Origin of the sequence: Neopararhizobium haloflavum (assembly GCF_002750855.1) — a bacterium.
GTDB lineage: Bacteria > Pseudomonadota > Alphaproteobacteria > Rhizobiales > Rhizobiaceae > Georhizobium > Georhizobium haloflavum.
In genome coordinates, this window is record NZ_NWUC01000005.1 from 175,197 (window position 1) to 188,755 (window position 13,559).

Consider the following 13,559-nt stretch of genomic DNA (forward strand, 5'->3'; position numbering starts at 1 on the left):
GCGACGACGGGCAATCCATGGTCCTGATGCGACGATGCCGCATCTCTGTCAACGCCCGCTTCTACCGCCGCGTGCGTCCGTCGAACTGTTTCACTTCGTCACCGCCGAACAGCAGCCGCTGAGGATTGCGCTCGATGGAGGAAATGCTCCGCTCGATGCGGTTGATCGACCGGCGTGTCTCCGCGATCAGCGCTTCCACGTCGCGAAGACCGCTGTTCGAAAAGCGCTCCAGATTGGCCGCGATCGGTCCGACCCGGCCGTTGATGTTGTCGGCGACCTGCCGGAAGGAGGTGATCGCCGCTTCCGCTTCGGCAAGCAGATTGGATGCATCGCCTTCGCCAAGGAAGCCGTCGACCTTGGCCAGCACCCCATCGACCCGCACCGATGCGGCGTTCAGCCGGTCGGCCATCTGCGTCACGTCGGTGATGAACTGGTCGATATCCTCTTCGCGCTCGCCGAAACGGCGGGTGATCGCTTCGGTGTTGGCCACCGCTTCGCGTGCGCTCTGGCTGGCGGCGGCGATATCGTCGACCGCTTCGCCGATCTGCGTCGCGTCGATCGCCTGCGCCACCTCGGCGAAGGACGAGACAGCCGTCTCCACCTGCGCCAGAATGTCGTTCACCTCGCCCTCGCCCAGCGCCGTGTCCACCTTGGCGATCACGCCGTCGACACGCACCGCCACCGCATTGAGCCGGTCTGCCGTCTCGATCACATCGGTGATGAAGCCGTCGATGTCTTCGCCGCGTTCGCCGAAGCGACGGGTGATCGCCTCGGTGCTGGCGATCGCCGCGCGCGCGTCGGCGCTTGCGGCAGCGATGTTGTCGAGCGTCTCGGACAGGCGTTCGGCATCGACGCTCGCGACGATGGTGTCGACATTGCTGACGATCGAATCCACTCGGTCGATCGATTGGCTGGCCGTCTGCGTGAAGCCCTGGAACGTCTCTGCCGTCTGGCGGAACGTGCCGACGATCTCGGTGATCTGCCCGGAGGCCTGCGAGAGATCCGCCGTCACCTGGTCGACATTGCCGAGAATGGAATCGATCTTCGCCGGATCGATCGAGGTCATCAGGTTTTCAGCCGCCTCGAACGTGGTGTCGAGACGCCCGGACAGACCGGTGAACGTATCCGACAGCGAGGCGACGCTTTCCAGGAATTGATCGATGCCATCGGCATTGTCGGACAGCGCCTGGGAGAACTCCGATGTATTGCGCAGCGTCTCGGTCAGCGGCTCGCGTGCGTCCTGCACGAACCCTTCGATCTCGCCCACCACGTTGTTGGCCCGTGTCAGGATCTGGTCGGCCGTTGCGAGCAGATTGGTGACGCTGGATGGATCGGCGGTCAGAACGGCGGGAACGCCCGACTCCAGCGCCTCCTGCAGAATGTTGTCGCCCGGCACGTCGCCGGTCGAAAGCTCGATATAGGCCGAGCCCGTCAGCCCCTGGATTTCCAGCACCGCCTTGGTCGATCCCGTCACCGGAGCGTCGGCCCTGACATCGGTCCGCGCGACGACGAAGCTCGGGTCTTCCCGGTCGAGATTGAGGCCCCGCACGGAGCCGATCGATATGCCGTTGAAACGCACGGGCGAGCCGACGCTCAGCCCGTTCGCCGATCCGGGGATGCGGATGTTGAGCGGCGCCACGTCACCCGAACTGCCGTAGTTCGTCATCCAGTAGACGAAGCCGAATGCGGCGGCGAGCACCAGCAGCGTAAAGAGACCGACGATCGCGTAGTTGGCTCTTGTTTCCATGTCTTCTTATCCGTTCGAATTCGGTGCTTGCGCTGCATCGGCCGGAGCGGCGTGGTCCTTGCGCGGAATCGCGCGGGCACGCTTGCCGTGAAAATAGGACCGGATCCAGCCGTCCTCATAGGCCAGCATGTCCTCGATCGTGCCCGCTGCCATCACTTTCTTGTCACCCAGCACGGCGATCCGGTCGCAGACCGAGAACAGACTGTCGAGATCGTGCGTCACCATGTAGACCGTAAGCCCCAGCGTATCGCGCAGCTTGGCGATCAGTTCGTCGAACTCGGCCGCGCCGATCGGATCGAGACCCGACGTCGGCTCGTCGAGAAAGACGAGGTCGGGATCGAGCGCCAGCGCCCGCGCCAGTGCGGCGCGCTTGATCATGCCGCCCGAAAGTTCGGAGGGATAGCGGTCCGCCGCGGAAGGAGAAAGACCGACAAGCTCGATCTTGAGCATTGTCAGCTCGTCCATGAGCGATTGCGGCAGATCGAGATATTCGCGCATCGGCACCTGGATGTTCTCGCGAACCGTCAGCGCCGAAAACAGCGCGCCGTGCTGGAAGAGAACGCCGAGCCGGGTGTCGAGCGCGATTTTCTCCTCCTCCGACACCGTTTCGTAGTCGTGCCCGAGGATCCATATCTTCCCGCTCTGGCGTGGCAAGAGCCTCAAGATGGCGCGCATCAGCACCGACTTGCCGGTGCCCGAAGGGCCGATGAAGCCCAGCACTTCGCCGCGCCAGATGTCGAGGTCGAGGTCCTTGAGGACGACGTTGCTCCCGAACGCGACATTGACGCCGCGAACGGACAGCACCGGCGTGCGGCCATCGGCGGACTTTGGGGCAGTTTTCGCTTCGTTCATCGCATCCGCCCCCTCAAAAATCGATCGCCGCGTAGAAAATGGCGAACAGCCCGTCGACCAGGATGACGACGAAGATCGCCTTCACCACCGACGCCGTCACGCGGCGCCCGAGCGATTCGGCGCTGCCGCCCACCTTCAGCCCCTCCACGGAGGCGACGATGCCGATGATCAGGGCCATGAACGGCGCCTTGATCATCCCGGCGATCAGCGTCGAAAGATCCGCCGCCTCCTGCAGGCGCCCGAGAAACACGTCCGGCGTGATGCCCGAATAGGTCCAGGCAACGACCGCGGCGCCGAAAAGCGCGGCGAAATTGGCGATCACCGTCAACAGCGGCAACGCGATGGTCAGCGCCACCAGGCGCGGGAAGACCAGAACCCCGACCGGATTGAGACCCATGACCTTGAGGGCGTCGACCTCCTCGCGCATCTTCATCGAGCCGATCTCGGCCGTGATCGCGCTGCCGGAACGTCCGGCGATCATGATCGCGGTCAGCAGGACGCCGATTTCGCGCAATTGGAGAATGCCGACAAGATCGACGACAAAGAGTTCGGCGCCGAAGTAACGCAGTTGGAAGGCGCCCTGCTGCGCGATGATCGCGCCGATCAGGAACGACATCAACGCGATGATCGGAACGGCTCTGACGCCCATGTGGTCGATCTGCGATATGATCGCAGCCGGCGAGACGCGCGCGTTCTTTTCCAGCTTTTCCTGGGCCCCGCGCACCGCCGAACCGAGAATGAACAGCGAGGCGACGATGTCGTCGTAAACCCCGTAGACGACCTTGCCGGTCGGCGCGAACATGCGATGGAACAGCGGTTCGGGCGCGGCCTTGTCTTCTCGCCCGTCGCTCAGCGTCTCCGGAACCGCCAGCAGAAGGGCCTTCTCCTTCTCGTCGGCCCCTTCGATGCTGAAGCCGATCTTCGCGGCCCGCATCGCCGCCTGCAGGCGTCGGACAAGCCAGGCGCCTGCGGTATCGAGATGGTCCACCGCCGTCATGTCGACGACGATCGCCTCGGCATTCGGCTGGTTCTGGAACGCCAGCAGCGTCTCGTTGACGTTTCGCACGGCATGGTGCCGCCAGTCACCGGCAAGCCGCAGCCGCACGGTTCCGCCCTCGCGATCCCCGATTTCGACATCCGCCCGGCCCAGAACGCTCACGCTCTGGCCCGGGCCTTCATCGGCTTCGTTTCGCGTGCCCTTGCCGACGCTCATGCCGTTGGTAAGCACATCAACCATGGGCACCCTTTATCCGCTCGCTAAGCCACTGTCATCCAACGATAACGGCGCGAAACACGGATTTGATTTGCATCGAGGGCTTTTTTCTCGCCGCGTTGCCAACGCGCATCGTAACGACGCTTTCGCGTCACACGGGAAAGCCGCTTTGCGGCATGATTGCGTCGCTCACGACACCCAATCGGGCCTTGTGATCACATCGCTGTGACGGCCGGTGCGAATCAGGCCGCCTCGATCTCCCTCGTCAATTTCGCCGGCATGGTGGGCGCAATGGCCCCCGCCGGCATGACGTCGCGCCAGACGAGAAGCTTCATTTCCCCGTCGAAGGTCTCCGCGATGGCGGTGCAGCTTTCCACCCAGTCGCCTGTGTTGATGTAGGTGATGCCGTCCATCTCGGCGATCACGGCATGGTGGATATGGCCGCACACGACGCCGTCGACATTGTTGCGGCGGGCCTCCTCCGCGACGACGCGCTGGAACTCCCCCATGAAATTGACCGCCTGCTTCACGCGGTATTTGGCCCACGCCGAGAACGACCAGTACGGCATGCCGATCCGCCGCCTGACGATGTTGAGCGCCCAGTTGATGGCAATCGCCGCGTCATAGGCCCAGTCGCCGAGATAGGCGAGCAGGCGCGCATGGCGCACCACCACGTCGAACTCGTCGCCGTGAAGGACCAGATAGCGCTTGCCGTCCGCCGTCTCGTGGATGGTCTTCGACGCAACCTCGATGCCGCCGAAATGCGAACCCGGAAAGTCGCGCAGGAACTCGTCGTGATTGCCCGGAACATAGATGATCCGCGCGCCCTTGCGCGCCTTGCGCAAGAGTTTTTGTACCACGTCGTTGCAGTTCTGCGGCCAGTACCAGCTCCGCTTGAGCCGCCAGCCGTCGACGATATCGCCGACAAGGATGATCGTTTCGGCGTCGTGATGCTTCAGGAAGTCCAGCAGGCAATCGGTCTGGGCCGCCTTCGACCCAAGATGCACGTCGGAAATGAAGAGCGTGCGATATTTGCGCGTGGGAATGATGGTCGCATCGATGGACATCGGTCGGTCCCCTTCCTTCTCGAAAGGGCTAACCAGAGTCCTGTTTCAGTTCGATGACAGACGCGTTTCGTCCTGCGCACGGAAAGGGACGCGTGGCATTTGATACCGTTTTGTCATAAGTGATTTTATCGCCCGCATGGGCTGCCCCGACTGGACATCCTCTTGCCGAATCCGCAAGAAGCGGGTCGGAGCGGGAGATCGCCGCAGGCGATCGACGCAGCCCCACCGTCTCATCGATTGCTGGATAAGAGCCCATGACACTCAAGGACACCCCCGGCCACCGCAATTCCGGGTCGCGGCCGGATTCCGGCGACCTTGATGAAAACGCGCTGTTTTATCACCGCCACCCGCGACCGGGTAAGCTGGAAATTCAGGCCACGAAGCCGCTTGGCAACCAGCGCGACCTGGCGCTTGCCTATTCACCCGGCGTTGCTGCGCCCTGCCTGGCGATACGCGACAAGCCCGATCTCGCCGCCGACTATACGAGCCGCTCCAATCTTGTCGCGGTGGTCTCCAATGGCACCGCCGTCCTCGGCCTCGGTGCGATCGGCCCGCTCGCTTCCAAACCCGTGATGGAAGGCAAGGCCGTCCTCTTCAAGAAGTTCGCCGGCATCGACGTGTTCGACATCGAGATCGACGCGCCCGACGTGGAGCGGATGGTCTCGGTGATATCCGCCCTTGAGCCCACCTTCGGCGGCATCAATCTCGAGGACATCAAGGCGCCGGAATGCTTTGAAGTGGAGCGCCGTCTGCGCGACATGATGGACATCCCCGTCTTTCATGACGACCAGCACGGCACCGCGATCATCGTCGCCGCCGCCATCCTCAATGGGCTGGAACTGGCCGGCAAGAAGATCGAGGACGTCAAGATCGTCACGGCCGGCGCCGGTGCTGCCGCCCTCGCGTGCCTCAACCTGCTCGTCGCGCTCGGCGCACGCACCCGGAACATCTGGGTCCACGACCTTGAAGGCCTCGTCTACCAGGGCCGCACGGAACTGATGGACGAGTGGAAGGAGGTCTACGCACAGGACTCCGACAAGCGCGCCATCGCCGAATCGATCGGCGGCGCCGATGTCTTCCTCGGTCTTTCCGCCGCCGGCGTGCTGAAGCCCGAGATGCTCAAGGACATGGCCGAGAAGCCGCTGATCATGGCGCTCGCCAACCCGACGCCCGAGATCATGCCCGATATCGCGCGTGAAGCCCGTCCGGACGCCATGATCTGCACCGGCCGGTCGGACTATCCCAACCAGGTCAACAACGTCCTGTGCTTTCCCTACATCTTCCGTGGCGCGCTCGATTGCGGCGCCCGCACGATCAACGAGGAGATGAAGCTTGCCGCCGTGCGGGCCATAGCGGGCCTTGCCCGCGAGGAGCCCTCGGACGTCGCCGCCCGCGCCTATTCCGGCGAGACGCCGATCTTCGGACCGGACTATCTGATCCCTTCACCCTTCGACCCGCGACTGATCTTGCGGATCGCACCGGCTGTGGCACGCGCTGCCGCCGAGAGCGGCGTTGCCCGCCGTCCGATCGCCGACTGGGAGGCCTATGCCGATCAGCTCAACCGGTTTGTCTTCCGCTCCGGCCTGATCATGAAGCCGCTTTTCTCGGCCGCCAAGGTGGCGACGAAGAAGCGTGTCATCTACGCGGAGGGCGAGGACGAGCGTGTGCTGCGTGCCACCCAGGTCCTGCTGGAGGAAGGCGTTGCCGAGCCGATCCTGATCGGCCGCCCCGCCATCATCGAGACGCGCCTGCGACGCTATGGCCTGCGCATTCGTCCCGGCAAGGATTTCGCCGTCGTCAATCCCGAGGACGATCCGCGGTATCGCGACTATGTCGACGACTATTTCGCCCTCGTCGGCCGCAGGGGCGTGACCCCCGAGGCAGCCCGCACGGTCGTGCGTACCAACCCCACCGTCATCGGCGCCCTGTCGATCATCCGCGGCGAGGCCGATGCCCTCATCTGCGGCCTGGAAGGCCGTTACGCGCGGCACCTGCGCGATATCGGGCACATCATCGGCAAACGCGAGGGCGTGCTCGAATACTCCGCCCTCAGTCTCCTGATCTCGCAGCGCGGCGCCACCTTCATGACCGACACCTATGTGTCCTACGATCCCTGCCCGGAAGAAATTGCGGAGACCACGATCATGGCGGCGCGCGAAATCCGCCGCTTCGGCATCGTGCCGCGTGCCGCGCTCGTCTCGCACTCCAATTTCGGTTCGCGCGAATCCGCCAGTGCCGAAAAGATGAAGAAGGCGACCGAGCTCGTGAAGAAGCTCGATCCGGAGCTTGAGGCGGACGGCGAGATGCATGGCGATTCCGCCATCTCGGAATTCCTGCGCCAACGCGTCATGCCGTCGAGCACGCTCACCGGAGAGGCCAACCTGCTCGTCTTCCCCAATCTCGATGCCGCCAACATCACGCTTGGCGTCGTCAAGACCATGATGGACGCGCTTCATGTCGGACCGATCCTGCTCGGCGCGGCCCGGCCGGCGCATATCCTCACGCCTTCCGTCACCTCGCGCGGCGTCGTCAACATGTCGACACTGGCGGTGGTCGAGGCCTCGTTCCCGGAAGAAGGCAGTAATACGGCACAATAGCGCAACCAATCTGCCCGATCGCGCGTTGAGGCTGCGGGACGCGAGCGCCCGCGGCCGTTCATTGCCGCCGGCGCTCAAACTGGGCAGGACTTTCGCTATGGAAACCGTTTCGAGGCGCTTCGCGCTCGCCATCGCCGCACTGGCGGCAACGCTCCATGCCGGCGTGGCATTGGCCGATCAGGTCGACAGCGCGGCCAGGTGCGCGGGGATGCAGGCCGACCTCGCCGTCGCGACCGGCGCGCTGACGCCTTCCGCCATCAACCGGCAGATCGACGGCACGCTTCAGCGCATCAATCAGTTGGAGACGGAACTGCGCCATCGCGGCTGCACCGGCAGTGTCATCGTGATCCGTGGCGGCGAAGGCGACCTATGCCGCGTCATCGCCGACCAGCTGCCGTCGCTTGAAATGAAGCTCAACGATCTCTTCGCCAAGCGCCAGGCAGCCGATCGCCTGGGCGCTGGGGCGGATCCGGATGCGATCCGCCGGCAGATTTCGGACAATGGTTGCGCTGCTCCCGGTTCCACCGCGCAGCAGACGGCGTCCTATAGCCAGTTCCGCCGCCCGGCCGGCCACAGCTCGATCATCGAGCTCACCCCGTCCGCGCCGCAGCAGGTTTCCGTCGAGCCTCAGCAGGAGGAGCGCCGGAAACTCGTGCTGACGCCGCCGGATGCGACAGCGACCACCGAACCGACGCCGGCCGAACCCTTCAAGCACGAGATCGTCGATCTGGAAGACCGCATGGCCAAGCGCGACGTCAGGGTCGTCGGGCCGCAATTCCTTCCCGACCAATCAGAGGCAATAGATCTGCGATCTCCGGTCCCCACGCCCTTCCTGTGAGCGCGATCCGCAGCGGCATGAAGAGCGCCCGTCCCTTGCGCCCACTCACGGTCTTGACCGCATCCGTCCAGGCTTTCCACGTATCGGGCGTGACGGGACCTTCGGGCAGATGGTCGAAAGCGGCGCGCGCGAAGGCCCGGTCCTCGTCAGAGAAACCCTGATCGCCCGTCTTGTCCGGACCTTCTGCGATGATCGCCCACCACCCCGCGGCATCGGCGACGAAATCGCAGTTGCGCCGCACTGCTGACCAGAATGCCGCGCTCTGCTCGCGCGAGACGCCCATCGCATCGAGCCGGTCGGCCACCGCTTCATGGCTGAGTTCATGCACCAATGCGCGGTTCAGCGTCGTCAGTTCGGCTGGATCGAACTTCGCTGCGGACTTGGACGCCTTGGCCGGCTCGAACGCCTCGATCAGCGCATCCATGCCCGGCACCGCTGCAACCGCATCGGACGAACCGATCAGCACGGCAAGCGATGCGATCGCCATCGGCTCGTAGCCACGCTCACGCAATGAGGAAAGCGATAGCGCGCCGCTGCGCTTGGACAGCCCCTCGCCCGATACGGTCGTCAGAAGGTTGTGGTGCCCGAATTCCGGCGGCTCCGCATCGAGCGCCTTGAAGAGCGCGATCTGCGCACCGGTATTGGTCACGTGGTCGTCGCCTCGTATGACGTGGCTGACGCCCATCTCGATATCGTCGACCACCGACGGCAGGGTGTAGAGATACGTTCCGTCCTCGCGCACCAGAACCGGGTCGGACATCGACGCGAGATCGACCGTCTGCGGTCCGCGCACCACGTCGTACCAGTGCACTTCCGTGCGTCGCGTCTCGAACGGGTCGTCCGCGAAATTGGGCAGGAGAAACCGCCAGTGTGGCCGCCGACCTTCCGCTTCGAGGGCGCCGCGCTCCGTCTCCGACAGCTTCAGCGCATCGCGGCCGTAAACCGGCGGCAGTTTGCGCGCCAGCCGCAGCTTGCGCTTGCGCTCCAGTTCGTCGGCCGTCTCATAGCAGGGATAAAGCAGGCCCCGCGCCTTGAGCGCCTCGACGGCGGCATCATAGCTGGCAAATCGCTTCGACTGATGCTCCACCCGGTCCGGCATGATACCGAGCCATTCGAGATCGGCGGCGATCGCCTCGGCATACTCCGCCTTCGAACGCTGCCGGTCGGTATCGTCGAACCGAAGGATGAATTCGCCGCCCTGCTTCTTGGCAAAAAGCCAGTTGTAGAGCGCCGTGCGCGCGTTGCCGATATGGATCAGCCCGGTCGGCGAAGGCGCGAAGCGGACGGTGACGGGAATGCGTTCGAAGGTCTTCATGGCAAGACGCGTTAGTCAACCTGAAAGGACGATGCAAGGCGTATCACGTCAAATGCGCCCCGACACCACCCCCCGCGTCGATGACGTTGCGTGATCTGATCGTTCCTGCGACATGGACCATCAGTCCGGAAACGGCGAAGCAATAGACCCCCATCGCCCCGATCTGCGCAGGGTAGCTGACGCCGAAATCGATGAGGAAGCCGGTCAGTCCCGGCCCTAGCGATGTCGCGAAGACCAGGATCGCCACGATCACCGAGCGCACCGCGCCCAGATGTCTGGTGCCGTAGATTTCCGGCCAGAGCGCGCCCATCAGCGTGGAGGAAAAGCCGTAGGACACGCCCATGAAAACCATGAAGGCGAGCGCCGTCCATTGCGCCTCGCCGAAAGCGAGAATGAAGCAGGCAACGCCAAGCGGCAGCAGGAACACCGGAAGCATCCTCACGGCGCTGAACCGGTCGATCAGCGCACCGCTGATCAGCGAGAAGAGCACGGTCATCGATGACATGACGACGAAAAAGGCCGCGAAGAGTTGCAGTGACCAGCCGCGCAGTTCCACCAGATAGACCTGGTGGAAGAAGATCGTCGTCCCGATGAACCCCGGCGCCAGGACCCCGAGCGAAGCCAGCCAGAAGATCGGGTCGCGCAAGACCTCGCCGCGCGTCCAGTCCCGGCCGGCACTGCGGCGCTCCACGCCGTCCGTCGCGCGCGGCGCTCGTTCCACCCGCATCAGTCCGTAGATGACGGGCAGACCGACCGTCACCAGAAAAGCGGCCGAAAGCAGCCAGCTGCCGCGCCATCCGATGGCCGCGGCCACGGCGACGAACACCAGCGGCAGCGTGGCCTCACCGAACTGGTGTCCGATCACCGTTACCGACATCGCGCGCCCGCGCTGCGCCGCATACCACCGCCCGATCGCAGTCAGGGCGTTGTGGGTCATCATCCCCTGTCCGAACAGCCTCAGCGCATAAATCGTCACGAACAGGAAGAACAGGGACTGGGAAAGCGCCATGCCGACAGCTGCGACGGCCAGAAGCGGAATGTTGAAGGCGGCAACGCGCGCCACGGGAATGTAATCCACCGCCTTGCCCAGCACCGGCAGCGTCAGTGCGCTCATGAATGTCGCCATCATGTAAAGCGTGCCGAACTCGCCATGGCTGAGATCGTAGGCCGCGCGGATGTTGCCCGACGACAGCGAAATGAAGAACGTCTGGCCGAAGCTGGAAAAGAAGGTCAGCAAGAATCCGCCGGCAAGCCAGCGACTGTTTTCGGTGATGAACCTGAAGAACGACATGAAGCCCTGCGAGGAAAACGGCTTGCAAATCGAACCGAACCGCGGGTTCGGTTGCCCGGCCTGTAAGCGCTGGGCGGCTGGATGTCACAAAAAAAGCGGGGTGTCCCCCGCCTTGTCATCTACGTGCCGCTGGAACGCCCGGCGGCTGCTCCCCGGAGTGGAGCTCTCGCGCGGCAAGTTCTGCCGCAGGATGCTCCACCCGGAGATTGCGTGCCGTCGCTGCCAGTACATCCGTGGTCAGCATCCGGCACAGCAAATCGCCTGGACGTGAATCTAGGCGCCGATTGGTTAACGAACCGTTAACGCCGTGCGCCGGCCGAACGCGGCAGCAGGCCCTCGCGCTGCGCCTGCTTCTTGGCTGCCTTGCGAACCCGGCGGATCGCCTGCGCCTTTTCGCGTGCGCGGCGCTCGGAGGGCTTTTCGTAAGCCCGGCGCTGCTTCATCTCGCGGAAAAGACCTTCGCGCTGCAGCTTCTTCTTCAGCGCCCGCATTGCCTGTTCAACGTTGTTGTCGCGTACCAGTACCTGCAAAACTGCTCCTAACCCGATCGCCCTGAAATCGCGCACCGGTTTCTGCGGAAAGCCTTCAGGCGCCTCGAAAGCGCCGGCATCCCTGTTGAAAGTCCGAACCCGAGGCAACGCGCCGGATCGGCGCTCGCCAGACGAAGCAATGGGACCGATAGACCGAGACAAGCGGCCTGATCCGTGCGTTGGCGAGGCTTCGCCCGCCTGCACATTGTCCGTCATGGGTAGATGATGGAAACCGCCATATGGGCAGTCGGCGCTCCCTATGGAGCACCCATGTTTGCTATCATATGGCATCGCACACCCTGAAATCAATGCCCGCGCGCCCGGCGTGGGACGAAATCGCCTCGCATTTGACCTGGCGGACGCGAAGTTGACGATTGCGCGTTGTATTTTGCCGGCGCCGCCATACATTGCGCGCCATGCATCCCGTCATAGCAATCTCCTCCCTTTCGAAACGATACGATTCCGGATTCGAGGCCCTGAAAGGCGTCGATCTGGAGATCGACCGTGGCGAAATCTTCGCACTCCTCGGCCCCAACGGGGCCGGCAAGACGACGCTGATCTCGATCATCTGCGGCATCGTCAATCCGACGGGCGGCAGCGTCAGCGTCGACGGCCACGATATTCTTGCTGATTATCGCGCCGCACGCTCCCTGATCGGTCTTGTCCCGCAGGAGCTGACGACCGATCAGTTCGAATCGGTCTTCGACACCGTCTCCTTTTCGCGCGGCCTTTTCGGCAAGAAGCCCGATCCCGCCTATATCGAGAAGGTCCTCACCGACCTTTCCCTTATCGACAAGCGGGACAACAAGCTGCGAGAACTCTCCGGCGGCATGAAGCGGCGCGTTCTCATCGCCAAGGCGCTGTCGCACGAGCCCAAGATCCTTTTCCTCGACGAGCCGACGGCCGGCGTCGACGTCTCGCTCAGAAAGGACATGTGGGAAGTCATCCGCAAGCTGCGCGAATCGGGCGTCACCATCATCCTCACGACCCACTACATCGAGGAAGCCGAAGAGATGGCCGATCGCATCGGCATCATATCCGGTGGCCGTCTGCTCCTCGTCGAGCGCAAGGCAGATCTCATGCGCAAGCTTGGCATCAAGCAACTGCGCCTGGAGCTGCGCGAGCCTCTATCCGCGCTGCCTGCGGAACTGCAGGGCTACGACCTGACGATCGAGGACGACGGCAAGACCCTTCTCTACACCTTCGACCGCGAAGGCGAGCGCACGCGCATCACCTCGCTTCTGGCAGACCTCCAGAGCGCGGGCATCCGCGTGCGCGATCTCGACACCAAGCAAAGCACGCTCGAAGACATCTTCGTCAGTCTCGTGAAGGAGCAGGCGTGAATTTCCAGGCCGTAAAGTCCATCTATGCCTTCGAGATGAATCGCTGGAGGCGCACCGTGCTTCAGTCGATCGTCTCGCCGGTCATCTCCACGTCGCTCTATTTCGTGGTTTTCGGCGCCGCCATCGGCTCGCGCATCGAAACGGTTGAAGGCGTCTCCTACGGCGCCTTCATCGTGCCCGGCCTGATGATGCTAACGCTTCTGCAGCAATCGGTCTCGGCCGCGTCCTTCGGAATCTATTTTCCCAAGTTCACCGGCACCATCTATGAGATCCTGTCGGCCCCGGTCTCCTTCTTCGAGATCGTTCTCGGCTATGTCGGCGCTGCCGCCACCAAATCGATCATCCTTGGCACGATCATCCTGATCACCGCCTCGCTCTTCGTGGATCTCAGGATCGCCCACCCGTTCTGGATGGTTGCCTTCCTTCTCCTGACGGCTGTCACCTTCTCGCTGCTCGGCTTCATCATCGGCATATGGGCCGACAATTTCGAGAAGCTTCAGCTCGTCCCGCTCCTCATCATCACGCCGCTCGTCTTCCTCGGCGGCTCCTTCTATTCCGTCGACATGTTGCCCCCCTTCTGGCAGGGCGTGACGATGTTCAATCCGGTCCTCTATCTGATCTCCGGGTTCCGCTGGAGCTTCTACGAGGTCTCGGACGTGTCGATCGTCTGGTCCGTTGCCGCAATCGGCATGTTCCTGTCGCTCGCGCTCGGTATCGTCTGGTGGATCTTCAAGACCGGCTATCAGCTGAAAAGCTGAGCGGGACA

12 protein-coding genes are annotated in these 13,559 nt (G+C 63.5%); 5 read left to right on the plus strand and 7 right to left on the minus strand.

Features of this window, described 5'->3' with window-relative positions; translation table 11 throughout:
• Nucleotides 1-61: 61 nt before the first annotated feature.
• The 4 genes from CN673_RS12590 to CN673_RS12605 all read right to left on the minus strand — a co-directional run bounded on the left by CN673_RS12590 (nucleotide 62) and on the right by CN673_RS12605 (nucleotide 4,879).
• Nucleotides 62-1,747, minus strand: coding sequence for an MlaD family protein (locus CN673_RS12590; RefSeq protein ID WP_099866680.1), 1,686 nt, complete (start codon nucleotides 1,745-1,747; stop codon nucleotides 62-64).
• Nucleotides 1,748-1,753: 6 nt separating this feature from the next.
• Nucleotides 1,754-2,599 carry an ABC transporter ATP-binding protein gene (locus CN673_RS12595; protein ID WP_099866681.1) on the minus strand — a complete coding sequence of 282 codons (846 nt, stop codon included), beginning with the start codon at nucleotides 2,597-2,599 and terminating at the stop codon, nucleotides 1,754-1,756.
• Nucleotides 2,600-2,612: 13 nt separating this feature from the next.
• The gene (locus CN673_RS12600) at nucleotides 2,613-3,827 is read right to left on the minus strand and encodes an MlaE family lipid ABC transporter permease subunit (RefSeq protein WP_370853041.1); all 1,215 of its coding nucleotides are present in this window, start codon (nucleotides 3,825-3,827) and stop codon (nucleotides 2,613-2,615) included.
• A gap of 227 nt (nucleotides 3,828-4,054) precedes the next feature.
• Nucleotides 4,055-4,879, minus strand: coding sequence for a UDP-2,3-diacylglucosamine diphosphatase (locus CN673_RS12605; RefSeq protein WP_099866683.1), 825 nt, complete (start codon nucleotides 4,877-4,879; stop codon nucleotides 4,055-4,057).
• Between the two features lie 254 nt (nucleotides 4,880-5,133).
• On the opposite strand from CN673_RS12605, the gene CN673_RS12610 reads away from it, so the two are divergent.
• Together CN673_RS12610 and CN673_RS12615 are read left to right on the plus strand one after the other, a co-directional pair.
• Entirely contained in the window at nucleotides 5,134-7,476 is a 2,343-nt protein-coding gene (locus tag CN673_RS12610) for an NADP-dependent malic enzyme (RefSeq protein WP_099866686.1), read from the plus strand.
• A gap of 97 nt (nucleotides 7,477-7,573) precedes the next feature.
• Nucleotides 7,574-8,314, plus strand: a complete 741-nt coding sequence (locus tag CN673_RS12615; RefSeq protein WP_099866689.1) for a hypothetical protein — start codon at nucleotides 7,574-7,576, stop codon at nucleotides 8,312-8,314.
• Here CN673_RS12615 and gltX read toward each other — a convergent pair.
• A complete protein-coding gene (gltX, locus tag CN673_RS12620) occupies nucleotides 8,232-9,611 on the minus strand; it encodes a glutamate--tRNA ligase (protein ID WP_099866888.1) in 1,380 nt (459 codons plus the stop codon). The two genes, CN673_RS12615 and gltX, sit on opposite strands and share 83 nt — an antisense overlap.
• Nucleotides 9,612-9,672: 61 nt before the next feature.
• Nucleotides 9,673-10,920: an MFS transporter gene (locus CN673_RS12625; RefSeq protein ID WP_099866690.1), complete on the minus strand. Its 1,248-nt coding sequence runs from the start codon at nucleotides 10,918-10,920 to the stop codon at nucleotides 9,673-9,675.
• Here CN673_RS12625 and CN673_RS21120 point away from each other — a divergent pair.
• Complete coding sequence (locus tag CN673_RS21120; protein WP_198586000.1) at nucleotides 10,826-11,191, plus strand: hypothetical protein; 366 nt, start codon at nucleotides 10,826-10,828, stop codon at nucleotides 11,189-11,191. The two genes, CN673_RS12625 and CN673_RS21120, sit on opposite strands and share 95 nt — an antisense overlap.
• Nucleotides 11,192-11,219: 28 nt before the next feature.
• Here the strand turns inward: CN673_RS21120 and rpsU are convergent, their stop codons facing one another.
• The gene (gene rpsU, locus CN673_RS12630) at nucleotides 11,220-11,450 is read right to left on the minus strand and encodes a 30S ribosomal protein S21 (protein WP_099866889.1); all 231 of its coding nucleotides are present in this window, start codon (nucleotides 11,448-11,450) and stop codon (nucleotides 11,220-11,222) included.
• A gap of 416 nt (nucleotides 11,451-11,866) precedes the next feature.
• Here rpsU and CN673_RS12635 point away from each other — a divergent pair, with 416 nt between their 5' ends.
• Nucleotides 11,867-12,793, plus strand: coding sequence for an ABC transporter ATP-binding protein (locus tag CN673_RS12635; RefSeq protein ID WP_099866691.1), 927 nt, complete (start codon nucleotides 11,867-11,869; stop codon nucleotides 12,791-12,793).
• Nucleotides 12,790-13,551: an ABC transporter permease gene (locus tag CN673_RS12640; RefSeq protein ID WP_099866693.1), complete on the plus strand. Its 762-nt coding sequence runs from the start codon at nucleotides 12,790-12,792 to the stop codon at nucleotides 13,549-13,551. The genes CN673_RS12635 and CN673_RS12640 overlap by 4 nt, the downstream gene beginning before the upstream one ends.
• Nucleotides 13,552-13,559: the final 8 nt, after the last annotated feature.